This window comes from Mesorhizobium yinganensis (genome assembly GCF_040081985.1).
In the GTDB taxonomy this organism is placed as follows: domain Bacteria; phylum Pseudomonadota; class Alphaproteobacteria; order Rhizobiales; family Rhizobiaceae; genus Kumtagia; species Kumtagia yinganensis.
Window position 1 is genome coordinate 171979 of the sequence record NZ_JBEBMH010000001.1, and the last position, 23798, is coordinate 195776.

Sequence of the window (23798 nt, forward strand, 5' to 3'; positions counted from 1 at the left end):
AGGACACAGCCGGGGCGATGCCTGACGAAGGCAGAAGGCCCGCTTGCGCAATGAGATAACGATGTTCGACCGCATCTTCGCATGGTTCGAAAGCCGGTATTCGCCGGTGGCTCTTGCCGACAACCGACAGCCGCCGATGGGGCTGCTGAAGTTCTATGGCTATTTCATGGGCCAGTTTCGCTTCGGCTTCGCCCTGCGCATGGTCTTTGTGGCGGCGGGAGCGGTCGTTGACGCGATGCTGCCGATCTTCGTCGGCATGATCGTCGGCATGCTTGCCAGCGCCGACCCGGCCGGCTTCTTCGCCGAACATGGAACCACGCTTCTCGTCATGGCTTTCGTCGTGTTCCTGCGGCCGCTCACCATCCTTCTGGACGCGCTCGTTCGCAACCACGCCATCGCCCCAAACCTGATCGACCTTATCCGCTGGCAGAGCCACTGGCACGTGACGCGCCAGGACTGGACGTTTTTCCAGAACGACTTCGCCGGCCGTATCGGTACGAAAGTTCTGCAGGCCGGCGATTCGATGGAGCTCAGCATCAACCTCATCATCGATACGGTCTGGTATGCGGTGGTCTTCATCGTGGTCATGATCGTCGTCCTGGCCGGGCTCGATCCGATCCTGGTGGGCGTGATCCTGACTTGGGTCGTGCTCTATTGCCTGCTGCTGCGCCACTGCCTGCCGCTGATCACCCGTCGCTCGACGGAACTTTCGGAAGAATGGTCGGCGATGAGCGGCCGTATTGTCGACAGCTACACCAACATCCTGACGCTCAAGACGTTTTCTACAGGCGGGCATGAAGACGGATACATATCCCAGGCCGTGGTCCGCCACGCCAATGTCTTCTATCGCCTGATGCGGGTGTTCACCGGCATGTGGTCGACCGTCTTTTTCCTGAACGCCTGCCTGTTGGTCACGGTGAGTTGGCTGGCCCTCGCCGGCTGGAGCGCGGGCGAGATGAGCGCCGGGGCAGTCGCGACCGCCATACCCTTCGCTCTGCAGATTGCCGGCATCTCGTACCGGCTACTGGACGCAGGCGGAAACATCTTTCGGCAGATCGGCACCGCTGCGAATTCGATGGTCACAATCGCGCAGCCTATCAGGATGCACGACAGGCCCGATGCGCCGCCGCTCAGGATCGAGGCGGGCGCCATCGAGTTCGATCGCGTCAATTTCAATTATTGGCGCAAGGACGGCAAAGGCGGTGTGATCGAGAACCTTTCGCTGAAGATCGCCCCCGGCGAGAGGGTCGGTCTGGTCGGCCGCTCGGGTGCCGGCAAGTCGACCCTGGTGAACCTTCTGCTGCGCCTCTTCGATGTCCAGGACGGTCGCGTGATGATCGACGGGCAGGACGTCCGCGATGTCAGCCAGGAGAGCGTTCGCGCCGCGATCGGCTTTGTCAGCCAGGATACGTCGCTGCTGCACCGCTCGGTGCGGGAGAACCTGAAATGCGGGCGGCAGGATGCCGGCGAGGCGGAGATGCGGAGCGCCGCTGAGGCCGCCCACGTCGATCAGGTGATCGCCGGCCTGGTGGATCGCGAAGGCAGGTCGGGCTACGACGCGCATGTCGGCGAGCGTGGCGCAAAACTCTCCGGCGGTCAGCGGCAGCGCGTCGCCATTGCCCGCGTCATGCTGAAGGACGCGCCGATCCTGATTCTCGACGAGGCGACCTCGGCGCTGGACTCCGAGGTCGAGGCGGCGATCCAGGAAAACCTCTACCGGCTGATGGAAGGCAAGACCGTGATCGCCATTGCCCATCGGCTCTCGACAATCGCGGCGATGGACCGGCTGATCGTCATGGACAAGGGCGTGGTGATCGAAGAGGGCAGCCACGACGAACTGCTGGCGCGGGGCGGGGTCTATGCGCGGCTCTGGCAGCGCCAGTCGGGCGGATTCCTGTCCGACGACACGGCCGGCGACCCGGAAAAGGCGGCGGCCGAGTGAGGGCGGCATTGCGCTTCGGACAAGGCGTGCGAAGGCACGCCGCTCCGCGCACTGGCGGGGCGCGACTATCCGACCGGTCAGCGAGCGTTCTTGCGCTGACCGCGGATCGATCCCAAATGGTGCCGCATGGCTGAAACAGGCTCTCGCGAAAAACTCTGGCAGCGGGTCGAGAATTCGATCGACGCCTTCCAGGACACCGATCGCGAGGTGCTGCCGAAGGATGCGTGGCGCTTCATCCTCTATTTTGCCAACCAGGCGCGCTGGCCATTTGCGCTGCTGCTTGTCACGGGCTTCTGTGTCGGGGGTGTCGACGCCGCGCTGTACTGGGCGGTCGGCTGGCTGATCGATCTGCTCGACCATGCCAATCCAGCCACTTTGTTTGCCGACCACTGGCCCCAGCTCACGGGCTTGCTGGCGCTGCTGCTGGTTGTGCGCACGGCGGTGATGATTGCCTCGGCGGTGGTCGAGCAGCAGGTGGTGGTGCCGGGCTTCTTCTCGATGGTGCGATGGCAGGCGTTCCGGCGCGTGATCGAGCAGCCCTACGATTTCTACCAGAATGATTTCGCCGGACGCATCGCCACGAAAATCATGCAGGGCGGCGAGGCCGTCGGCGACTTCATCGTAAACGTGCTGCAGACCATGTGGTCGTTCGTGACTTTCGTCGTGCTGGCGATCACCATTCTTGTGTCGCTCGATCCGCTGATGGGGCTGGTGGTGGCGATCTGGTTCGTCGGTTATGGCGGGATCGTCTGGTTCCTGCTGCCGGAAATGCGCAGCGCCGGACGGGCGACCGCCGACGAACGCTCGATCTTCAACGGGCGTATGGTCGACGCGTTCACCAACATCATGGCAGTGAAACTGTTCGACAGCGGGCGGCGCGAACACGCCTATATGCGTGACGGTCTGGAGCGTTTCCTGCTGGCGGTGAAACGCCTGACACGGGCGGTGACCACCGTGCGCTCCTCCGTGGCGCTGCTCAACGGACTGATGATGAGCGCTATAGCCGCGCTGTGCATGGTCAGTTTTTCGCAGGGCGAAATCACCACCGGCGCGGTTGCGGCGGCGATGGGGCTGGTTTTCCGGCTCAATCAGATGTCGGGCTGGATGATGTTCAACATCAACGGGCTGATCCGCAACTACGCCACTGTGCAGGACGCGACCCGCACCATCTCCGTCGAACCGGCGATCCGTGACGCGGCCGATGCCGCCGTGCTGCCGCGCGCAAAGGGCGATATCCGCTTCGAGAACGTCTCCTTCCACTACGGCAAGGGGGCAGGGGTGATCGAAAACCTCAACCTGCACATCAGGCCAGGCGAGCGCGTCGCATTGGTCGGGCCTTCGGGAGCCGGCAAGACGACGATCGTCAATCTGGCGCTGCGCCTTTTCGACGTCGAGAAGGGTCGCGTGCTGATCGACGGACAGGACGTCCGCGATGTCACGCAGGCGTCGCTGCGCGCTCAGTTCGGTGTGGTCAGCCAGGAGGCGATGTTGATGCACCGCTCGATCCACGACAACATCGGCTATGCCAAAGCCGGTGCCAGCCAGTCCGAAATCGAGGACGCGGCGCGGCGGGCGGCGGCGCACGAGTTCATCGCCGGTGTCGCCGATCCGCGCGGGCGCAAGGGTTACGAGGCACATGTCGGCGAGCGTGGCGTGAAGCTTTCCGGCGGCCAGCGGCAGCGTATCGCCATTGCCCGCATGATGCTGAAGGATGCGCCGATCCTCATCCTCGACGAGGCGACCTCTGCGCTGGATTCGGAGGTCGAGGCGGCGATCCAGGACAATCTCTACCGGCTGATGGAAGGCAAGACGGTTATCGCCATCGCCCATCGGCTGTCGACCATCGCGGCGCTCGACCGGCTGATCGTGCTCGACCACGGCCGGATCGTGGAAGAGGGCACGCATGAGGCGCTGATCGCCAGGGGCGGGCTCTACGCACAGCTCTGGAAACGGCAATCCGGCGGCTTTTTGCCAGACCGGCTGGCGGCGGAATAGGCCGACCGAATTTCATCTGAATGGGACCTCGGCGGGTGGTTTTCCGTGCCCGCGATGCCCATCTACCTGCATGCTAATTTCATGGAGCGAAGCCATGCTGGCCCGCACGCCGCGCTATCAAATCAGGCGCCTGGATCCTAATCATGAGGCCTTCGCAGCGTTGGCGGAGGAGAGTCGCAAAGAAGGGTTCTGGATGCTTGTCACCCTCGCCAACAATTGGGAGGACGGCCGCAACCGATTCAACAAGCGGGGCGAGGCCCTGTTCGGGGCGTGGCTCGACGATGAACTCGCCGGCGTCTGCGGGCTCAATATCGACCCCTATGTCACGGGCCGCCGCGAGGGCCGCGTGCGGCATCTCTATGTCGGGGCGACGCACCGTTTGAATGGTGTCGGACGGCAACTCGTCTGGAGCGCCATCGACAAGGCGCGAAAGCATTTTCCAGTGCTCAACACGCGCTCGCCGGAGACCGCGTTCGGATTTTACGAGACGCTTGGCTTCGAACGTCTGGACGGAGATGAAGGCGCGACGCACAGGATGAAGCTGGCGCGGCCCACGGCATCGGCGCGTCCCAAGGAGTAGCTCGGCAAATGTCGCTTAAACTACCGGGAAGCAGCGACCTTGCCACACGCGGCAGGACCGGGCTCGACGTGCTCGACTACGAGATCGTCGCCGAGATGGCGACGTCGCTGGGCACGGCAGGGCGCAAGGTCGAGGCGATCATGGCGCGGCTGCGGGCGTATGAGGGCGACGCCGCCGACCGCGGCGCGCTTCTGAAGACCGCGGCCGAGGCGGTCTATGCCTATTTCGTGCAGCGGGAACTCTGCGGGCTGAAGCGCCATGACGACGTCATTCGCGAATATGGAATCCCGCGCGAGGTGTTGGTCAGGCTGGGCGCGAAGTAGGTCCATTGGGACGACCAGAGGCGTGCGGCACGGCGCTGAAATGATCTGCCGGAAAACACACCGAAATGCTGAGTCTATTCAAGCCATTCGGTGACGAAGCAGCCATTCTGGTGGATGTCGATTGTTTCCAGCGGACCGGGGCCGCGATTCTCGAATTTGTGCGGCCTGCCGGTCGGCGCGACCAGGATCGAGCCTTCCGCGGCCTCTATGGTCTTGTCGCCGATCGTGAACAGCGCAGTGCCGCGGCGGATGACGAAAATCTCCGGATAGGGATGTCTGTGCAGCTTCGGCCCGCCGCCAGGATATTCGATGAGGTTGGCGATGACGCAGATGCCGGCGCCGTGTGCCGCGCCCTGCCACTCGCCGTGGAAGCCCGCGAGATCGGCCAGCCAGTCCTCGGCTTTCGTGATCATGCTCACGCCTCCCACGGATTGAAGAGCTTTGCGCCCGTACCCTCGAAGTCGCGCGTGTTGCGGGTGACGATGGTGAGATCGTGGACGAGCCCGGTTGCAGCAATAAGGGCGTCAAGTTCAGGCCTGGGGTCTGGCACATGAAGAGCGGCGCAACAGAGTGCGATGGCTGGCGCTATGTCCAGAACGCGGCCGGAGAACCGTGCAATGAGGGTCTGGTGGAGCCAGCCTTGCAGTGCCTCGCCTTGGCGTCGATCACGGCGAGCAATGTGCAAGATGCCCCGCTCTATCTCCAGGATCGTCACGACTGAGATGAACATTTCATGGAGCGAAACCGATTCGGCCCAAGCCGCCACCCCGGGCTGGGCAGTTGAGGCTTTTCGCAACTCGGAAACGACGTTGGTATCGAGCAGGAACATCAGTCGAGGTCGATCCGTCGTGACGACTCCAGACGTCTTTCGGGGATAACGAGTTCTATCTCGTCGCCGTGAACGGGATCCACCAGCGCGTCACGAAGGCTTTTCGGTTCTACAGTCGAGTTTTGGTTCTCCAGCCTGTCGAATTCTTCCTTGGTGATCAGAACATGTGTGGCCTCGCCCCGGGTTGTGATGAAAACCGGTCCGTCCTTGGCCGCGCGTTTGGCGCGTGCGGTGTCCTGGTTGAATTCGCGACTCGTGAAGGTTGTGGATGTCTTTGCCCGGATGTTCATCGGAAGCCTCCGCACATCGATGTAGCAATATTGCTACTTTCGTTTCGCGGCGTCAAATTCAGCGCTTCCCGGCTATCCCCGCGACAATCTGCCGTCCCGCCTCGGCCCGTCTGGACAAGCGGTGGCTTCGCGCATAAACCAACCCCAAATGCCGGAGGATGTCGCCAGCCCGTTTCGCTACGCGAGGAGGGGCCGGTGTTATGAGCGGGACCAAGGCTCGCCGCCGGCAAGGGGTAAGGCGAAAGGATGCCAGTTCCGTGAGCGCTAACGAAACCATCGATCCCTCACGCCGTGATTTTCTCTATATTGCAACCGGCATGGCGGGCGTCGTCGGCGTTGGCGCTGCGGTATGGCCGTTCATCGACCAGATGCGGCCGGACGCTTCCACGCTGGCGCTCTCCAGCGTTGAGGTCGACGTCTCGTCGCTGACGCCGGGCATGTCGCTGACCGTCAAGTGGCGCGGCAAGCCGGTGTTCATCCGCAACCGCACGCCGGAAGAGATCGAATCTTCGCAGAAAGTCCCGCTCGACGAGCTCAAGGATCCGTTGGCGCGCAATGCCAACCTTGCCTCCGACGCGGCGGCGACCGACATCGACCGCTCGGCTGGCGCCGGCAAGGAAAACTGGCTGGTGATGGTCGGCGTCTGCACGCATCTCGGCTGCATCCCACTTGGCCAGCAGGGCGAGTATGGCGGCTGGTTCTGCCCATGCCACGGCTCGGTCTACGATACTTCAGGCCGAATCCGTAAAGGCCCGGCGCCGGAGAACATGGCCGTGCCGGTCTTCTCGTTCATTTCCGATACCAAGATCCGCGTCGGCTGACGGTCCAGGGGAAAACATCATGAGCGGTGGACACTCGACCTATACGCCGAAGTCAGGCATCGAAAAGTGGATCGATTCGCGCATGCCGCTGCCGCGGCTGATCTACGATTCCTTCGTCGCCTATCCGGTGCCGCGTAACCTGAACTACGCTTACACGTTCGGCGGCATCCTTTCGATCATGCTGGTGGCGCAGATTGTCACCGGCATTGTGCTGGCGATGCACTACGCCAACGACACCTCGCTTGCCTTTGATTCTGTCGAAAAGATCATGCGCGACGTGAATTCCGGCTGGCTGCTGCGCTACCTGCATTCCAACGGCGCTTCGTTCTTCTTCATCGCAGTCTATCTCCACATTGCGCGCGGCCTCTATTACGGCTCCTACAAGCAGCCTCGCGAACTGCTGTGGATTCTCGGCTGCATCATCTACCTGCTGATGATGGCGACCGGCTTCATGGGTTATGTGCTCCCCTGGGGCCAGATGAGCTTCTGGGGCGCCACCGTCATCACCGGCTTCTTCACCGCCATTCCGCTGGTCGGCAACTGGGTGCAGGAGCTGCTTCTCGGCGGCTTCGCGGTCGATAACCCGACGCTCAACCGCTTCTTCGCGCTGCATTACCTGCTGCCGTTCATGATCGCCGGCGTTGTCGTGCTGCATGTCTGGGCGCTGCATGTCGTCGGCCAGACCAACCCGACAGGCATCGAGGTCAAGTCGAAGACCGACACCGTGGCGTTCACGCCCTACGCGACCATCAAGGACGCGTTCGCGATGATCGTGTTCCTCGCGGTGTTTGCCTATTTCGTCTTCTACATCCCGAACTATCTCGGCCATCCCGACAACTACATCGAAGCCAACCCGCTGAAGACGCCGGCCCACATCGTGCCTGAATGGTATTACCTGCCGTTCTACGCGATCCTGCGCGCCATCACCTTCAACATCGGGCCGATCAACTCCAAGCTGGGCGGTGTGCTTGCCATGTTCGGCGCGATCGCGGTGCTGTTCGTCGTGCCGTGGCTGGATACGTCCAAGGTGCGCTCGGCTGTCTACCGGCCCTGGTACAAGCTGTTCTTCTGGCTGTTCGTCGCCAACGCCATCTTCCTCGGCTGGCTGGGCTCGCGGCCGGCGGAAGGCTCGTATGTGGCGATGGCCCAAGTGTCGACGCTCTACTACTTCGCTTTCTTCATCGTCATCATGCCGGTGCTCGGCCTGATCGAGACGCCGCGCCGCATGCCGAATTCGATCACCGAGGCGGTGCTGGCGAAGAACAAGGGCGGGTCGGGGCATCCGGCGGGCGCAACCGCTGCGCCGGATGCCAAGGGCTGAGCCAGAGAATCGCGAGAGGGATTTTTATGAAAACGATTCTCAAAGGCGTTGCCGCGCTCTCCTTCGCGATTGCCTGTTCGCTCGGCGCTGCCTATGCGCAGGAGGAAGGCCACAACGCGGCCGAGCCGACCCACTTCCCGATCCACAAGCCGGAGCAGATGGACTGGTCGTTCGCCGGGCCGTTCGGCAAATACGACAAGGCACAGTTGCAGCGCGGCTTCAAGGTCTACAAGGAAGTCTGCTCGGCCTGCCATTCGTTGAAGCTGGTCGCCTTCCGCACACTGCAAGAACTCGGCTATTCGGAGGCGCAAGTGAAGGCGCTCGCCGCCGAATACACGATCCAGGACGGGCCCAACGACGCCGGCGACATGTTCGAGCGGCCGGGCATCCCGTCCGATTACTTCCCGTCGCCGTTCCCCAACGAGCAGGCCGCGGCCGCCGCCAATGGGGGTGCTGCGCCGCCTGACATGTCGCTGCTCGCCAAGGCGCGCGGCGTCGAGCGCGGTTTTCCGACCTTCATCTTCGACATATTCACGCAGTACGCCCAGGGCGGCCCGGACTATATCCATGCGCTGATCACCGGCTACGGCCATGAGCCGCCGGCCGGCATGACCATCCCGGAAGGCACGCACTACAACCCCTTTTTCATCGCCGGTAAGTCGCTGGCCATGGCGCAGCCGATCACCGACGGTCAGGTGACCTACGACGACGGCGCGCCGCAGACGATCGACCAGTATTCGCGCGATGTCGCGGCGTTCCTGATGTGGGCGGCCGAGCCGCATCTGGCGGAGCGCAAGCAGACCGGCTTCGGCGTCATGGCGTTCCTCATCCTGTTCGCCGGGCTGATGTATCTGACAAAGCGCAAGGTGTGGGGCGCGGTTCCGCACTGAGCGTCAACACGACGAATCATGAAACCCGGCCAAACAACTGTTTGGCCGGGTTTTTCGTGCGCTGCGGGTCGAGGTCCTGCCTCGGCTGTGAAGGACCTTGAAACCGCCGGCGAACAGCGAGCCCTCCATGTTGATGCGCCTCAGGGACTGCCACAATTTCCACGATTTCCGCCGCATGGCGCAGCAGCGCCTGCCAGGCCCGATCTTCAACTATATCGACGGCGCCGCCGACGACGAGGTCACCTACCGGCGCAATACGGCGAGCTTCGAGGACTGCGACCTGGTGCCCAATGTGCTGCGCGGCATGGCCGAGGTCGACATGTCGGTCACGGTGATGGGCCAGAAGCTGGCGATGCCGGTCTACTGCTCGCCGACCGCCTTGCAACGGCTGTTCCATCACCAGGGCGAGCGCGCCGTCGCCGCGGCGGCCTCGAAATACGGAACGATGTTCGGTGTGTCCTCGCTCGGCACGGTCAGCCTGGAGGAGGTGCGCAAGATCAGCGGCAGCCCCCAGGTGTATCAGTTCTATTTCCACAAGGACCGCGGCCTCAACCGGGCAATGATGCAGCGCGCCAAGGGGGCCGGCGTCGAGGTGATGATGCTGACCGTCGACAGCATCGTGGGCGGGAACCGCGAACGCGACAAGCGCACCGGCTTTGCCATCCCCTTCAAGCTCAACCTCGCCGGCATGCTGCAGTTTGCCATAAAGCCGGCGTGGGCGCTGAACTATTTCAGCCACGAAAGCTTCAAGCTGCCGCAACTGGACGAGCATGTCGACATGGGTGGCGGCACCATGTCGATCAGCCGGTATTTCAACGAAATGCTCGACCCGTCGATGAACTGGGACGACGTCGCCGAGATGGTGCGGCTTTGGTCGGGACAGTTTTGTCTGAAGGGCATCATGTCGGTCGAGGATGCAAGGCGCGCCGTCGACATCGGCTGCACGGGCATCGTGCTCTCGAACCATGGCGGACGGCAGCTCGACGGTTCGCGCAGCGGTTTCGACCAACTGGCGGAAATCGTCGACGCCGTGGGCGACCGGATCGACGTCATGATGGATGGAGGCGTGCACCGCGGCAGCCATGTGCTTAAGGCGTTGTCGCTGGGCGCCAAGGCGGTCGGTGTCGGCCGCTACTATCTCTTCCCGCTGGCCGCCGCCGGGGAGCCTGGGGTGGAGCGCGCGCTTGGGCTGATGCGGATGGAGATCGAGCGCTGCATGAAGCTGATGGGGGCGAAGTCCATCAGCGAGCTTTCGCGCGCCAATCTGCGCTTCAGGTAAGATCGGCCGCCGCTATTTCCTTTTTCACGCCAACGGGCCACAAAAGCCGGGCATGGAGTGCAGATCATGAAACCTTCCCTGGAAGAAGCGCTGATCGCCTCGATCCGCACCATTCCCGACTATCCGAAGCCGGGCATCCTGTTTCGCGACATCACCACCCTGCTCGGCAATGCGCGCGCCTTCCGCCGCGCCATCGACGAGTTGGTGCATCCGTATGCCGGGACCAAGATCGAGAAGATCGCCGGCATCGAGGCGCGCGGCTTCATCCTCGGCGGTGCCATCGCCCACCAGCTCTCGGCAGGCTTCGTGCCGATCCGCAAGAAGGGCAAGCTGCCGCACGAAACGGTGCGCGTCGCCTACAGCCTCGAATACGGCATCGACGAGATGGAGATGCACAAGGACGGCGTGGCGGCGGGCGAGAAGGTCATCCTCGTCGACGACCTCATCGCCACCGGCGGCACGGCGGAGGGGGCGGTGAAGCTGCTGCGGCAGATCGGCGCCGACATCGTCGCCGCCTGCTTCGTCATCGACCTGCCCGACCTTGGCGGCCGCGTCAAACTGGAGGCGCTGGGCGTGCCGGTGAGGACGCTGATTGCGTTCGAGGGGCATTGAGGGTCGCGTCCGCGGCCTCTCGCGCATCTTCGCTCAGGGTGAATCATCTGGACCGCTTTCCCGCCGGGGAATTGCAACTGTCAAGCTGCTGCCATCTGCTAAGAAGTCGGGCGATCGACAGCTCCGCCATCAGGCATTGAGCGCTCTCTTGACCTCTAGTGCCCAAGCCGTCGTGTCGAAGCCCGGATCTCAACTGCTGCGCCCGCTTCGGTGTCCGTGCCGGACAAAGGAATGTGGGTGACCGTTTCAACCGTCAGATTGCCCGGCGCATCGGCGCTCATTATCTGAAGGTTCTCGCCAACGTGGGGAACCGTGGGAAACGTCACCGCATGGCCTTGCGAACTTCCGTCTACATAGACAATGCATTGCACGCTCATCGTGACATCCTTTTCGTCAGGTCCGTCTGCGGATGGGCAACGGCCCTGGTTCGAATTCAGTTCCCTCGCATTTTCAGTTCGCGATCGTCGACCGGGGCGGCGCGGGGCTTTGGCTACCGCTTTCGCAATGCAAAGCCCGTGCCCCACCGTTCGATGATGGCTTGACGATTGGTCCTCAAGGCAGGCCAACGATCTGCTTCGGACTGGCGCCCGGGCGGTGGCCAATATGACGCGCAGAACCTCGCTCGGCGGAGACGACATCCCGAAGACGGGACGTTCGCACCGGGCCACCAGATAACGGCCAGCGCTCCGATGGGAACCGAGCCGCCAAGATTACCTTTCGTTCTTTTGGTTCACGTCAAAGGTTTTCTCAAGCATACGTATTAAATTTGACACAGACATCTCGGGCAACCGTCTGCCATATTGAAGGTGGAATCGGCCAAAGGGGTTTTGGCAACGGCCGATCGGTTTGAAAAGGAAGGGGGGTCATCATGCCCATTGTTACGCAACGTGTTTCTGCCCGGAGCGAAAATCTTTCGGGAAGTCCTTACGCCCAGTTGACGCAGTCGATCATCGAATCGGACGATGCCGGAGGCGATTTCTCGTTTCAGTCGAGCAACGGCTTCATATTCGGGGACAGCACTCAGACCTCGCCCGGCGTCTTTTCGCTCAGTCCCCATTCCATCGTGGTTCAGGGCAGTAACATTGGATACGACCCGTTCATCGGCTTCTATCCCTATTCCGGGATCATCACCTCGCTCAGCGTCGTGCGCGCCGGCGCGACGTTCAACGGCACTTATCCGCCGCGCGGCAACACCGTGTTCGACGTGACGGGTCTCAATCTGAATCTCAACGATTCACAGGTGCGCAACGCTTTCCTGGATGTCTTCAACAACAACGACACGACTGCGCTCGAGAACCTCATCGCCAGTCTTCCGTACACCTATTTCGGGAGCACGGGTGCCGACGTGTTCGATGGCGGCAGCGCGATTGATGACATCCGCGGCGCCGCCGACAATGATCGTCTGTTCGGTTGGGGCGGAAACGACAAGATTTATGGACAGGACGGTGACGACACACTGTTTGGCGGTGTTGGAGCGGATTACCTGAGCGGTGGAACGGGCGTCGACACCGCCTCATACGCAGGGGGCGGGGGTGTGAAGGTGAACCTCGCGGACGCCACGCAGAACACCGGCGATGCGGCGGGCGACACCTTCAACTCCATCGAAAACCTGACCGGCAGCAGTTCGACCGACAGCCTGATCGGCAATGGCGGGTCGAACGTCCTGAACGGAGGTTCCGGCAACGATTCACTCTATGGCCAGGACGGCGCTGACACTCTCATCGGCGGCAAGGGCGCCGACCGGCTAAGCGGGGGGCTGGGCAGCGATACGGCGTCCTACGCCGGCGCTTCAGCGGGCGTGACCGTGAGCTTCGCAAATCCCGCGGTTAACAAGGGAGACGCGGCCGGTGACACCTTCACCTCGGTCGAGAACATCTTCGGCTCCGGCCATGCGGATGCGCTGAACGGCGACAACGGCGCGAACAGGATCGACGGCAGCGCCGGCAACGACACCATCAAGGGTTACGGCGGCAACGATCTTCTGACAGGTGGCTTGGGCGACGATCGCTTCGTCTTCAGTTCCGCGCTCAACGGCACAACCAATGTCGACCGCATCACGGACATGAACAAAAGCGGCAATGACACGATCTGGCTCGAAAACGCCATTTTCACCCAGCTCACCGGGGCGGAGATGACGACGCTGAGCGCTGCGCAGTTCACCGCCAACACCACCGGTTTGGCGACCGGCACAAGCCAGCGCATCATCTACGAGACCGATACGGGAGAACTCTATTACGACAGCAACGGCAGCGCGAGCGGCGGCACCTATGTGCTTTTCGCCAGGCTGGACGGCAATCCGACGCTAACCAACGCCGACTTCCTGATCATCTGAAACTTTGCCTGAAAGGCACGCCTGGCCGCGGAGACGTGGCCAGGCTGGCTCCCTCCCGTGGTTCGAACCACGTTCACCGCGTCAAAGGCCGATGTCCTGCCGTTAGACGAAGAGGGATCAGGATTGCTTCCGAAAACGAGGCAGGCCCTTGCGTTTTCAATCCACCTTAACCAGCACCGCGCTGTCGAACGCGATCACCTTGTCGCCAGCCGTGTCAAATCCTTCCGATCGCAGTGACACCAGGCGCCAGCCGGGGCGGCTCGCCATCGGGCGGTGGCTGAGCACGGTCCGGGTGTAGGAGACCGTTTCGCCGGCATAGACCGGCTTCAGCCACTTCATGTTGGAAAAGCCGGGGGAGGGGCCGAACTCCGGCGCGGGGCCTTCACCCTGCCACGGCCGGCCATTATTGACTGGCGTGGCGAGGTTGCATTTCATCCAGGCGGCGGCCGTCTGCCAGCCGGAGGCGCACAGGCGTCCGAACACCGAATGCTCGGCCTCGTTCTCGTCCATATGGAAGCGCTGCGGGTCGTATTTGGCGGCGAAGGCCTTTATCCGCTCGGCGGTGAAGCTGTAGCTGCCGATCGGCACGGTGACCCCGATCTGAAGATAGTCGTCGAGGGTCATGACGGCTCACTGCGCAGGAACATCGCGGTGTTCTGCAATTCGAACACGGCTTCGCCGTCCTGGTTGAACAATTCGTATCTGAAAGTGACGAAGCCGAGTTTCGGGCGCGACTGGGAGAGCCGCTTGGTGGTTATGGTGCTGTTGCCGCTCAGCGTGTCGCCCGCCAGCACCGGGCGGCGCCATTTCGCAAAGTCCACGCCGGGTGATCCTTGGCAGGTCGAATCCAGCAGGTAGGCGTCGCAGATCATGCGCATCAGCATCGCACAGCTATGCCAGCCGGACGCCGACAGACCGCCGAGGATGCTCGCCCTGCCGGCCTCTTCGTCGAGATGCATGGGTTGCGGGTCGAATTCGCTTGCGAACTCGACGATCTCATCGGCTGTCACCAGCTTGCTGCCGAGCGGAATCGAGGCGCCCACCTCGAAATCCTCATAGGCCCAACGCTTGTCCGTCATGCGGCGCCCTCTCGCGAACTGCGTGGCCGCACAGGGCCTGTTGAGATTCTGGTCAGGGCGAGGCGAAAATGGGGGGTTTCGAGAACCGGAGCGGAGCGTACTTAAAGTACGTGAGCACCGGAAGCGCAGAAAAACACCATTTGCAGCCCGCTCTGGCCTGAATCTCAACAGGCCCTAGCAGAGGAAGGCCGCGCTGGCCAGTGTCATAGCCAGCCGCGCCGCTTGAACCACCAGAAGGGCAGCACGGCTGCGAGCACCATGACGCCGACGGCGAGCGGATAGCCGTATTCCCATTTCAGTTCGGGCATGAGATCGAAATTCATGCCGTAGATGGAGGCGACCAGCGTCGGCGGCAGGAACACGACGGCGGCGACCGAGACGATCTTGATGATGGCGTTCTGCTCGATGTTGATCATGCCGAGCGTCGCGTCGAGCAGGAAGATGATCTTCTGGGACAGCGACTCGGCATGCGCCGTCAGTGAAAGGATGTCGCGCGATAGTGTCTTCACCCGCGCCCGCAGTTCCTTCTCATGGGGATCGGCAATGGTGATGTTGCCGAGGAAGCCGGTGACGCGCTGCAGGCTGACGAGGCTGTCCTGGATGTTGGAGATGAACAGTTCCTCCCGGCCGATCTGGCGCAGGATGATCTGGAAACCCTGATCGCGCTTCGACGCCTTCTTCTCGGTGGGATGGAAGATGCGGTGCGAAATGTCGATGACGTCGCTGCTGGCACGCTCCAAAAGGTCGGCCAGCCGGTCGACGATCGCCTCCAGAAGGGCAATCAGGATCGACTGGCCGTCCATGCAGTTCAGGTTTGCATTCTCGGCGCGCATCGGAAAGGTCTTGAAGGCGCGGGGCTCGTGGTAGCGCACGGTGATCAGCTTGCCCTTGGCCAGCACGAAAGTCACCGGGCCCATGACGTGGGTCTCGCCATCGGCATGGGCAGGCAGCGTCGCGGTCATGAAATAGGCGCCATCCTCGGAATAGAGGCGCGACGAGATCTCGATCTCTTCCATCTCCTCGCGCGTCGGCACGTCGACGCCGATCCATTTCTCGATCGCCGCCTCTTCTTCCTTGGTGGGCTGCATGAGATCGGCCCACACAATTTTCTCATGCATGTCGAACAGGTCGGGCACCTGACGCAGCCGGTCCTTGTCCGTGACGAAGGCTCTGATCATCGCCGGATTCCCTGATTTGAGCCGAGAGGATGCGCGACGCCGGGCCTGGCCGGGCGCACGGGCCGGATAAACCCGGGAACCTACGCCGTCAAGCCGGCCGTCATCCGTCCGGTCGATCAGCTGGACCGCCGGCAATCCGACCGAAAGTACGATTGCACAAAGATCAGGCATCGCAAAAAATGAGATTGCTTCGAGGGCACCGAATACCGAGTCGGCCTGCAACCTGGCATTGCCAACTTGCCGCCGGCTTCAAATACTTCGGGAGGAAGCGCATGCCACTACTGACTGCACTTGCAATAAGCATTGGTGTGCTGGGTGGGATCGCCACCTGGCTGTATGTGGGGCCGCTGGGGATGGCGGGCCTGCAGATATGGGCGGGCTTTATCGCCTGGGCCGCCTATTATCATTCGGGCGGCACGCAGGCCGCGCTCAGGACTAACATTCCGGCGCATATTTTTGGCGCCGTCGTCGCGTGGGTCGTGCTGATCCTGCTCGGTTCGCTGGCGCCGTCGCTCGGCGTCCCTATCGCCGCCGGCATACTGGTCGGGATCGGCGCAGCGGTCCTGGTGATCGGCGCGAATGTGCAGGCATTGGGTAGCATACCGTCTTCCGTCTACGGCTTCGCCTGCGTCGCCGGCTACACCCTGCTTGCCGGCAAGCTGGGAACGCTGCTGACGGTCTCGGTCGTCGACAACGCACTGATCAACATCGTCGTGTCGATGGTGATCGGGGCGCTGTTCGGCTTCGTCTCCGAAAAGGTCGGCGGCGCGCTCGCCGGCACGGCGAGCAAGGCGACCGCTTGACGTCATTTCTCCCGCGCCGACGGCATATCGCCGGCGCGGGAGAGGCTTGACTTGAATGGCAGGACACCGTCCTGAGCTGGGTTTGTTACGCCTCTTGCGCCGCCCGAAGCGCGGCCATCACATTGTTGCGATGGACGTCCTCATACGGAGCGAAATAGCGGATCCAGCCCGCTTCGAGTTGCGGCGCGACGAATTCCTTGAGCGCGAGCTTTCGCATGTCCGGCTCGCGCGCGGCGCGTTGTAGTGCCCTGATATACTGCTCGGTCGCCGCGATCAGCGTGTTGGCATAGCCGCCGCCCGCGATGATGTCGGAATCCCCATGGTTCGGCAGGATCGAAGCCGGGTCGAGCGCCGCCAGCCTTTGCAGGTCCGCGAGATGCCGGTCGAAATTCTCCGGCTCGCCGACATAGGTGACTGTGTCCTCCAGCGTATCGCCGGCAAGCAGCAGCCGCTGCTTCGGCAGCCAGAGCACGGTCGCGTCGTCGCTGTGGATGTTCAACTCGATCAGCTCGACCACGCGATTGCCGATCTTCAGCGACAGGTGGCCGTCGAACAATCGTGTCGGCAGGATCAGCGGATCGATCGCCGGAGGGCCTTCCAGCGTGCCGGCCTCGATGGCCGCCTTGCGGCTTGCCAGATGCGCGGCTGTGCGACCGTTTGCGATGATCTCGCAATCGGCGAAAGCGTCGGTGCCGGCGACGTGGTCGAGATGCCAGTGGCTGAGCACGACGGTGAATTTCGACACGCCCAGCGCTTCCAGCGTGGCGCGAATGGTGCGCGCGTGATCGATGGAGATGTGCGTGTCGTAGACCAGCGCTTCATCGCCATCGACGATTGCGTAGCTGGCGATGCCCAACGATAGGGCACCGTCATCCACCCAGTTCGACTCCGGCGCAAACCGGTAGCCGTCCACGCGGCCATCATAGAAGGCAAGGATGCCTTCGGTGGGGTGCAGGGTACGCAGGTGTTTTGTCATGGGGGCGACGTTGAATGCCGGGGACAGTTTTGCCCGGTCTATCTGACAACCCGAAATCGGTCCACACGAGGTCGGCGGTTGGAGAAGGGCACAGGGGACAGTTTACTTCATTCCGCACAGAGATGCTCCGCTTCAAGGCTGGCACGAGCGGGATTAAGTAAACTGTCCCAGGCACTTACGTGTTGAACTTGAACAGCAGCACGTCACCGTCCTGCACGACGTATTCCTTGCCTTCGTCGCGGGCTTTTCCCGCTTCCTTGGCCGCGACCTCGCCGCCGAGGCCGATGAAGTCGTCATAGGCGATGGTCTGGGCGCGGATGAAACCGCGCTCGAAATCGGTGTGGATGACGCCGGCGGCCTGCGGCGCCTTTGTGCCCTTCAAAATCGTCCAGGCGCGGGTCTCCTTCGGGCCGGCGGTAAAATAGGTGATCAGGTGCAGGAGGTCGTAGCCGGCACGGATCAGCTTGTCCAAGCCCGGCTCCTCAAGCCCCATCGAGGCCAGGAATTCGAGTTCCTCGTCGTCGGGAAGCTGGGCGACCTCGGCTTCGATCGCCGCCGAAATGACGACGGTGCGGGCGCCCTGCGCCTCGGCCATTTTTTCAACCGCCTTGGTGTGTTCGTTGCCGGTGGCGGCGTCGGCCTCGGCGACGTTGCAGACGTAAAGCACCGGATGCGCCGTCAGAAGATTCAGGCCCTGGAGCGTGCGCAGGTCCTCGGCGGCGATGCCGGAAAGCATAACCCGCGCCGGCTTGCCTTCCTGCAGCAGTTCCAGCGCCTTCTCCATGACCGGCAGCACCGTCAGCGCTTCCTTGTCCTTGCTCTGGGCGCGCTTGCGGAACTGAACGATGCGGCGCTCGAGGCTTTCCAGGTCGGCGAGCATGAGCTCGGTCTCGACGGTCTCGGCGTCGGCCACCGGATTGATGCGGCCCTCGACATGGGTGATGTCGTCGTCCTCGAAGCAGCGCAGCACATGCACGATGGCGTCGACCTCGCGGATGTTGGCGAGGAACTGGTTGCCCAATCCTTCGCCCTTCGATGCGCCGCGCACCAGGCCGGCAATGTCGACGAAGGAGATGCGGGTCGGAATGATCTCCTTCGATTTCGCCACCGCCGCGATCTTCTGCAGGCGCGGATCGGGCACCGCCACCTCGCCGGTGTTCGGCTCGATGGTGCAGAACGGATAGTTCGCGGCCTGCGCCGCGGCGGTGCGCGTCAGCGCGTTGAACAGCGTCGACTTGCCAACGTTGGGCAGCCCAACGATGCCGCATTTGAAACCCATAGTCTTGGTCCTACCGGGAGATCAGAATTTGATCAGGGCTATGGGCGAAAGGATCGACGATCGTCAAGCCTCGGATCGTCTGGCCGTCCTGCAAATCCTCCGACAGGAAGTGCGTGCAGCCGAGTTCCAGTGCAGAGGCGAGCAGCAGGCAATCCCACCAGGAGTAGCGGTGGGCGATGTGGAGCGCGCGTGCCGCCGCCACCTCGCGTTGCGTCAAGGGGCTGTCGCCCAGCTTCGAAAGTTGCCCGATCATCGAGAAGACGGTCTCGGGATCGGCAAGCCATTTCTTCCTGAGGAGCACGTCCGTCAACTCGTTGAGAACTTGCAGGTTCACGGCAGCCGCTTGGCCGATCGTAAGTTGCCGCAACCATTCCCGCGCCGTCTCCAGCTTCTTGGGATCCCTTTTGTCGTGCGAATAGAGCAAGACGTTCGTGTCGACGAAGACCTTAACGCCTGGCATTGCGCTCCTCGGCGGTCGGCATCCGGCCGTTTTCCGTCACATCCCACTTGGGACCTGCCCATATGCGTTCGAGCGCTTCAAGTTGTATATTGCGTCGCTGCGTCTCGGTTACGTCGTCGTCGGCTTTCATTTTTTCCCTCGCTGCTTCGGCGAGATATTTGGATACACTCTGGCCGGCTCGCGCGGCCGCAATGCGGGTAAGCCGTGCCAACTCGTCATCCATTGAAATGGTAACGTTCTTCATTTCACGATCTCACGAAAACACGAAGCTCGTGTAACATAACCGTTGGCGAACCGCTCCGCAAATGGCTTTGTGAAGGCGCGTCGGAACGAATCTTTCCACCTTCCGTTCGAGGGAATTGGGTCAGAACGGAAGAAGGCGATGGTTGCTCCGCGCGCGGTCTGGAAGGGTTTTTTGAAATTCGGTTCGGTCGCATGCGCGATCAAGCTGGTCGGTGCGACGTCTGAGTCCGAAAAAATCCATTTCCGCATCCTCAGCCGCAAAACCCGCGAACCGGTGAAAAGCGCCTACCTCGACGAGGGCACGGACAAGGTGGTGGAGACCGGCGACCAGGTGAAGGGTTTTGAACTCGACAATGGCGAGTTCCTGCTGTTGGAGCCAGACGAGATCAAGGCGCTGAAGCTGAGTTCCGAGCACACGCTGGAGGCGGAAAATTTCGTCGATCTCGACGCGGTCGACCAGCGTTATCTCGATAAGCCCTATCACGTCGTGCCGGCCGACCCGGCGGCGCGCGAGCCTTTCGCGGTGATCCGCGAGGCGCTGCGGCGGAAGAAGGCGGCGGCGCGATCCTGCATCGTGCTTTACCAGCGCGGGCGCGAGGTGCTGATCCAGCCCGAGGGCGACGCGCTGCTGATGACGACGCTGCGCAACCACAATGAGATGATCGAGGCCGGCAGCGTGTTCGACGGGCTGAAAAAGGTGAAGACCGACCCGGAGATGATCGAGATCGCCGAACTCCTGATCGACAAGAAGAAAACGAAGTTCGATCCGTCGAAATTCGAGGACACTTACGAGAACGCCCTGATCGAGATGATCAAGGCCAAGCAGCAGGGCAAGGCGCCGCCGAAACCTGCTCCGAAGCCGAAGGAGAACGTCGTCAACCTTGCCGACGTGCTGCGCAAGAGCCTGGAAAAGGAAGGGATTTCGCGCGGGAAGGGGGCGACAAAGAGGGGCAAGGCGGCGTAGCGCGCCTCACCCCTTATTGCCGAACAGCTTCTTCAACATCGCCGCCATCGGCCCGGATTCCGGCACCTGTACGGTCGGCTGTTGTGGCCGCGCCTGGCGGATGTGGCTCTGCGGCTTCGGCGCCTTGGGCGGCGGCCGGTCGTGCTCGCCGGTAGGCGGCAGCGCGTCGCGCAGCGCCAGCGTGACGCGGTTCATGAATTCGTTGTCGTTGCCCTTGGCCAGCAGTCCGGCATTGCCGGCAATCGCGTCCAGCAGCGGCTCGAGCCATTCGCCGTCGGCCTTGGAAAAATCGCCGAGCACATGGCCGTGCACGAGTTCCTTGACGCCGGGATGGCCGACGCCGATGCGCACGCGGCGAAAATCCTTGCCGACATGCTGGTCGAGCGAGCGGATGCCGTTGTGGCCGGCAGCGCCGCCGCCGGTCTTGACCCGCACCTTGCCGGCGGCGAGCTCGATCTCGTCATAAAGCACGGTGAGCGCCGAAGCCGGCAGCTTGTAGAAGCGCAGCGCCTCGCCGACCGACTGGCCGGACAGGTTCATAAAAGTCTGCGGCTTGATCAGCAGCACCTTCTCGCCGTCGACCGTGCCGTCGGCGATCAGGCCCTGGAATTTCTTCGACCAGGGCGAAAAACCATGGCGGCGGGCGATCGCGTCCGCCGCCATGAAGCCGACATTGTGCCGGTTGTTGGCATATTGCGCGCCCGGGTTGCCGAGGCCAGCGAAGACAAGCATGGCGTCGTTCCCGGGCGCGTGAGGCTTACTCCGTGGCGGCCGCCGCCGGGGCGGCCGGGGCAGCGGCGTCGGTTGCCTCGGTCTCGGGCTTCATCGCCGACGAGCCGGCGATGGTGGCGATGGTGAAGTCGCGCTCATGGATGACCGGGCGCACGCCTGCCGGCAGCTTCACCGACGAGATGTGGATGGAATCGCCAATGTCGGCACCGGTGAGATCGACGGTGATGAATTCCGGGATGGCGTTGGCCGGGCAGTGGAACTCGATCTCGTGGCGTACGATGTTGAGCACGCCGCCGCGCTTGATGCCGGGCGACTTGTCCTCGTTGACGAAGTGCACGGGCACCTCGACATTGACCTCGGTGTCCTTGCCGACCCGCAGGAAGTCGACATGCATCGGCGTGTCCTTGACCGGGTCAAGCTGGTAGTCCTTGGGGAGGACCTGGATCTTCTGGCCGCCGACGTCGATCGTGGCGACCGTGGTCAGAAAACCGCCGCCGTGGATCTTGTAGTAGACGTCCTTGTAGGAGAGAGCGATCGCCAGGGGAGGCTGCTTGTCTCCGTAGATGACTGCGGGCACTTTACCTTCGCGGCGAACTGCACGGGCGGACCCCTTACCGACCTGTTCGCGCGCGTCGGCCTTGAGCTCGTATGTTTCGCTCATGGCTTTTCCTTTCGCGTTATTGGAGCGCCTCCGGTTTCCCTGACGGGCTGTGCCGGAAACGTCGAAAGCCGCCTTCGGCGCAAGAAGTCCGTTCCGGAAGCCGGAGCAGGACCATGCGAAGACGGCGGCGATCGCCCGCGTTGCCTCCAAGGGTGTCTACGCGGGTGGCGGTCCTATAGCGGAGAGGGCGGGACAGCGCAAGGTCGGGGGAGATGGGGTTCGGTCGCGTTTCCGGTGGGTCGCAAGCGCACTTACGCAGTCGGAGCTTTCACTTCCCAAGGTGCTATCCAATCTCCAGCCACGCGAAGGTCGATGTTCGCGTCGTCCTCGATGATTTTACAGACCGTCATTTCGCCGGCACCCATCCCGTAGCGCGCTCCCGCCTCTTTGAAGCGATCGTGGGTGGCGCGGGTCAGTTCATTGCGGGTCCCTGTCTCCGTCATCAGTTCCTCGATCAGGCTCAAATCCTTCAGGCACAGTGCAATCGGGAATGAAGGATCATAGTGTCCCGCGAATATCGAGGGGACGTCATGCTGCATGACAAAGCTGTCCGCCGCTCCGCCCTTCATGACGTTCCACCATACGTCCGGTTCGAGCCCGGCGAGCTTCGCCGTGACCATCGCCTCGCCGATCGCTGCGGCATGGATTTTCCAAAGCTGGTTGTTCACGAGTTTGGCCACATAGCCATTGCCGTGTTTTCCAACCTTGCGCACCTCTCCCATCGCCTCGATGACGGGGCGGACGTGTTCAACGTCGGCATCATCCCCGCCGACAAACATAGGCATGTCGCCACGGATTGCAGCATCGACCGATCCCGTAACGGGTGCGTCTACCGGATGCCCGCCCTTGGCACGGAACTCCGCCCCAAGCGAGCGCATGAGGTTGGGGCTGCTGGTTGTGAGGTCAATCCAGTATTTTCCCTTTGCGTCAGCCGTGAGGAAGCCAGCGTCACCACGGACGACCGCTTCGATCTCCTTCGGGCCGAAAACCATCGTAACCACAACATCGACCCGTTCGAGCACGTCGGCGGGGCTGTTTCCTGCTTTTGCACCTTGCTCCACGAGCGGCTTCACGGCCTCCGGACGTACGTCGTAGACGACCATGTCAAAGCCCTTCCGGGCAACATTGATCGCAGCGTTGCGTCCCATCGTACCCAAGCCGATGAACCCGACCTTTATAGTCATGTCTCCCTTGTCAGAGCTTGGCCACTCTGAGCCGAGTCTCGGCGGAACAGAGGTCAGCGAGCGGCACAGCTTGTCAGGATTGCGGCTGACACCAATGTCCGCAATGGGGTCGGAAGGAGACATTCAAACCGCACCCTCCGGGAAGACAGCGGGCGCCCGCTTCGTTTGTCAAATGCCGATCAAGTTCATTTGACGCGGGTTCGGGCGCAATCCGTGCGAAGCTCATCTTCCTCCAGACGGAGATTGCCGAAATGCTCACGAAAAAGCTGTCGATCCGGCTGACGGTCACCATGGGATTGATCATGGCCGGAGTTTCCGCAAGCCTGGCGGCGGACAATGTCCGCATCCGCGGCACCGTCGCCGGCGTCGAGGGATCCGCGCTCACGGTGAAGACGCGCGAGGGCGACACGGCGGCGATCACGCTGGCGGACGGCTGGAAGATTTCCGGCGTCAAGGGCGCCTCGCTCAGTGACATCAAGACGGGCGATTTCCTCGGCATCGCCTCCGCGCCAAAGGCGGACGGAACCGCGGGCGCGCTGGAAGTGGTGATCTTTCCCGCCGCCATGAAGGGCGCCGGCGAGGGGAGCCGTCCCTGGGACCTGCAGCCCAACAGCAGCATGACCAATGGCACGGTCGACGAAGCCGTGTCGGATGTCGACGGCCGCACCGTGACGCTTTCCTATAGCGGCCAGCAGCGAAAAATCTCGATCCCGGCCAACGTGCCGATCGTCACCTTCGCGCCGGCGACGGAGGCCGACCTGAAACCGGGCGTCGCCGTGTTCGCCTTTGCCGAACGCGGCGCGGGCGGCGCACTGACGGCGAGCCGCGTGGTCGTCGGCAACAATGGCGTCGCGCCGCCGATGTGAATTTGAACGTTCGGCCGCCGCCGTCGCTGGATCGCCCTAAGGCCAAACGCGCGCGGCGTATTCCGCTCGGCACAGCGATCAAGGCGACGTGCCGGGATGGCGATGCTGATCGGCGCCGCGGCGCACGCCGGCCTGCCGGTTCTGCACGGGATTTTGCGT

At 62.6% G+C, this 23798-nt stretch carries 27 protein-coding genes; 13 read left to right on the forward strand and 14 right to left on the reverse strand.

The features are described from left to right. Positions 1–61 precede the first annotated feature (61 nt). From ABMA59_RS00810 to ABMA59_RS00825, 4 genes are all read left to right on the forward strand, one after another. A complete protein-coding gene (locus tag ABMA59_RS00810) occupies positions 62–1942 on the forward strand; it encodes an ABC transporter ATP-binding protein (protein WP_349003390.1) in 1881 nt (626 codons plus the stop codon). Between the two features lie 126 nt (positions 1943–2068). Beyond that, on the forward strand, positions 2069–3937 hold the full coding sequence (locus ABMA59_RS00815) for an ABC transporter ATP-binding protein (protein ID WP_349003391.1): 1869 nt from the start codon (positions 2069–2071) through the stop codon (positions 3935–3937). Between the two features lie 193 nt (positions 3938–4130). Further along, complete coding sequence (locus ABMA59_RS00820) at positions 4131–4517, forward strand: GNAT family N-acetyltransferase (RefSeq protein ID WP_349003392.1); 387 nt, start codon at positions 4131–4133, stop codon at positions 4515–4517. An 8-nt stretch (positions 4518–4525) separates the two neighbouring features. After that, entirely contained in the window at positions 4526–4840 is a 315-nt protein-coding gene (locus ABMA59_RS00825; protein ID WP_349003393.1) for a DUF6665 family protein, read from the forward strand. Positions 4841–4914: 74 nt separating this feature from the next. On the opposite strand, the gene ABMA59_RS00830 is transcribed toward ABMA59_RS00825, so the two are convergent. From ABMA59_RS00830 to ABMA59_RS00840, 3 genes are read right to left on the reverse strand one after another with little or no spacing between them, the layout of a single operon-like run. Beyond that, positions 4915–5253, reverse strand: a complete 339-nt coding sequence (locus ABMA59_RS00830) for a cupin domain-containing protein (protein WP_349003394.1) — start codon at positions 5251–5253, stop codon at positions 4915–4917. A 2-nt stretch (positions 5254–5255) separates the two neighbouring features. Then, entirely contained in the window at positions 5256–5669 is a 414-nt protein-coding gene (locus tag ABMA59_RS00835; protein WP_349003395.1) for a type II toxin-antitoxin system VapC family toxin, read from the reverse strand. Further along, complete coding sequence (locus ABMA59_RS00840) at positions 5669–5959, reverse strand: type II toxin-antitoxin system prevent-host-death family antitoxin (protein ID WP_349003396.1); 291 nt, start codon at positions 5957–5959, stop codon at positions 5669–5671. Before ABMA59_RS00840 ends, ABMA59_RS00835 begins: the two co-directional genes overlap by 1 nt. Before the next feature lie 200 nt (positions 5960–6159). Between ABMA59_RS00840 and petA the strand changes: the two genes are divergently transcribed. From petA to ABMA59_RS00865, 5 genes are all read left to right on the forward strand, one after another. Then, entirely contained in the window at positions 6160–6780 is a 621-nt protein-coding gene (gene petA, locus ABMA59_RS00845) for a ubiquinol-cytochrome c reductase iron-sulfur subunit (protein WP_349003397.1), read from the forward strand. Between the two features lie 19 nt (positions 6781–6799). Continuing rightward, complete coding sequence (locus ABMA59_RS00850; RefSeq protein WP_349003398.1) at positions 6800–8101, forward strand: cytochrome b; 1302 nt, start codon at positions 6800–6802, stop codon at positions 8099–8101. A 26-nt stretch (positions 8102–8127) separates the two neighbouring features. Further along, positions 8128–8991, forward strand: a complete 864-nt coding sequence (locus ABMA59_RS00855) for a cytochrome c1 (RefSeq protein ID WP_349003399.1) — start codon at positions 8128–8130, stop codon at positions 8989–8991. Positions 8992–9124: 133 nt separating this feature from the next. Beyond that, entirely contained in the window at positions 9125–10270 is a 1146-nt protein-coding gene (locus ABMA59_RS00860; protein ID WP_349003915.1) for an alpha-hydroxy acid oxidase, read from the forward strand. A 66-nt stretch (positions 10271–10336) separates the two neighbouring features. Beyond that, positions 10337–10882 (forward strand): adenine phosphoribosyltransferase, encoded by a 546-nt coding sequence (locus ABMA59_RS00865; protein ID WP_349003400.1) that lies wholly within the window; start codon positions 10337–10339, stop codon positions 10880–10882. A gap of 155 nt (positions 10883–11037) precedes the next feature. On the opposite strand, the gene ABMA59_RS00870 is transcribed toward ABMA59_RS00865, so the two are convergent. Then, on the reverse strand, positions 11038–11259 hold the full coding sequence (locus tag ABMA59_RS00870) for a hypothetical protein (RefSeq protein ID WP_349003401.1): 222 nt from the start codon (positions 11257–11259) through the stop codon (positions 11038–11040). Positions 11260–11750: 491 nt separating this feature from the next. Between ABMA59_RS00870 and ABMA59_RS00875 the strand changes: the two genes are divergently transcribed. Continuing rightward, positions 11751–13214 (forward strand): calcium-binding protein, encoded by a 1464-nt coding sequence (locus tag ABMA59_RS00875; protein WP_349003402.1) that lies wholly within the window; start codon positions 11751–11753, stop codon positions 13212–13214. Between the two features lie 156 nt (positions 13215–13370). Here ABMA59_RS00875 and ABMA59_RS00880 read toward each other — a convergent pair whose 3' ends face one another. From ABMA59_RS00880 to corA, 3 genes are all read right to left on the reverse strand, one after another. Beyond that, a complete protein-coding gene (locus ABMA59_RS00880; RefSeq protein ID WP_349003403.1) occupies positions 13371–13838 on the reverse strand; it encodes a MaoC family dehydratase in 468 nt (155 codons plus the stop codon). After that, a complete protein-coding gene (locus ABMA59_RS00885) occupies positions 13835–14293 on the reverse strand; it encodes a MaoC family dehydratase (RefSeq protein WP_349003404.1) in 459 nt (152 codons plus the stop codon). Before ABMA59_RS00885 ends, ABMA59_RS00880 begins: the two co-directional genes overlap by 4 nt. 203 nt (positions 14294–14496) lie before the next feature. Continuing rightward, positions 14497–15471: a magnesium/cobalt transporter CorA gene (gene corA, locus ABMA59_RS00890; RefSeq protein WP_349003405.1), complete on the reverse strand. Its 975-nt coding sequence runs from the start codon at positions 15469–15471 to the stop codon at positions 14497–14499. A gap of 272 nt (positions 15472–15743) precedes the next feature. Here corA and ABMA59_RS00895 point away from each other — a divergent pair, with 272 nt between their 5' ends. Further along, positions 15744–16274 carry a DUF1097 domain-containing protein gene (locus ABMA59_RS00895; protein WP_349003406.1) on the forward strand — a complete coding sequence of 177 codons (531 nt, stop codon included), beginning with the start codon at positions 15744–15746 and terminating at the stop codon, positions 16272–16274. An 85-nt stretch (positions 16275–16359) separates the two neighbouring features. On the opposite strand, the gene ABMA59_RS00900 is transcribed toward ABMA59_RS00895, so the two are convergent. From ABMA59_RS00900 to ABMA59_RS00915, 4 genes are all read right to left on the reverse strand, one after another. Next, on the reverse strand, positions 16360–17250 hold the full coding sequence (locus tag ABMA59_RS00900; protein ID WP_349003407.1) for an MBL fold metallo-hydrolase: 891 nt from the start codon (positions 17248–17250) through the stop codon (positions 16360–16362). Positions 17251–17425: 175 nt separating this feature from the next. Continuing rightward, positions 17426–18529 (reverse strand): redox-regulated ATPase YchF, encoded by a 1104-nt coding sequence (gene ychF / locus ABMA59_RS00905; protein ID WP_349003408.1) that lies wholly within the window; start codon positions 18527–18529, stop codon positions 17426–17428. A gap of 10 nt (positions 18530–18539) precedes the next feature. Beyond that, positions 18540–18989 (reverse strand): PIN domain-containing protein, encoded by a 450-nt coding sequence (locus ABMA59_RS00910; RefSeq protein WP_349003409.1) that lies wholly within the window; start codon positions 18987–18989, stop codon positions 18540–18542. Then, positions 18976–19233 carry a hypothetical protein gene (locus tag ABMA59_RS00915; RefSeq protein ID WP_349003410.1) on the reverse strand — a complete coding sequence of 86 codons (258 nt, stop codon included), beginning with the start codon at positions 19231–19233 and terminating at the stop codon, positions 18976–18978. The genes ABMA59_RS00910 and ABMA59_RS00915 overlap by 14 nt, the downstream gene beginning before the upstream one ends. Positions 19234–19371: 138 nt before the next feature. Here ABMA59_RS00915 and ku point away from each other — a divergent pair, with 138 nt between their 5' ends. Next, complete coding sequence (ku, locus tag ABMA59_RS00920; RefSeq protein ID WP_349003411.1) at positions 19372–20196, forward strand: non-homologous end joining protein Ku; 825 nt, start codon at positions 19372–19374, stop codon at positions 20194–20196. A 6-nt stretch (positions 20197–20202) separates the two neighbouring features. Here the strand turns inward: ku and pth are convergent, their stop codons facing one another. The 3 genes from pth to ABMA59_RS00935 form a co-directional block, all read right to left on the reverse strand. Next, entirely contained in the window at positions 20203–20928 is a 726-nt protein-coding gene (pth, locus tag ABMA59_RS00925; protein ID WP_349003412.1) for an aminoacyl-tRNA hydrolase, read from the reverse strand. A gap of 25 nt (positions 20929–20953) precedes the next feature. Then, complete coding sequence (locus tag ABMA59_RS00930; protein ID WP_349003413.1) at positions 20954–21589, reverse strand: 50S ribosomal protein L25/general stress protein Ctc; 636 nt, start codon at positions 21587–21589, stop codon at positions 20954–20956. A 251-nt stretch (positions 21590–21840) separates the two neighbouring features. Then, positions 21841–22896 carry an NAD(P)-dependent oxidoreductase gene (locus ABMA59_RS00935; protein ID WP_349003414.1) on the reverse strand — a complete coding sequence of 352 codons (1056 nt, stop codon included), beginning with the start codon at positions 22894–22896 and terminating at the stop codon, positions 21841–21843. A gap of 128 nt (positions 22897–23024) precedes the next feature. Here ABMA59_RS00935 and ABMA59_RS00940 point away from each other — a divergent pair, with 128 nt between their 5' ends. Beyond that, entirely contained in the window at positions 23025–23639 is a 615-nt protein-coding gene (locus ABMA59_RS00940; RefSeq protein WP_349003415.1) for a hypothetical protein, read from the forward strand. Positions 23640–23798: the final 159 nt, after the last annotated feature.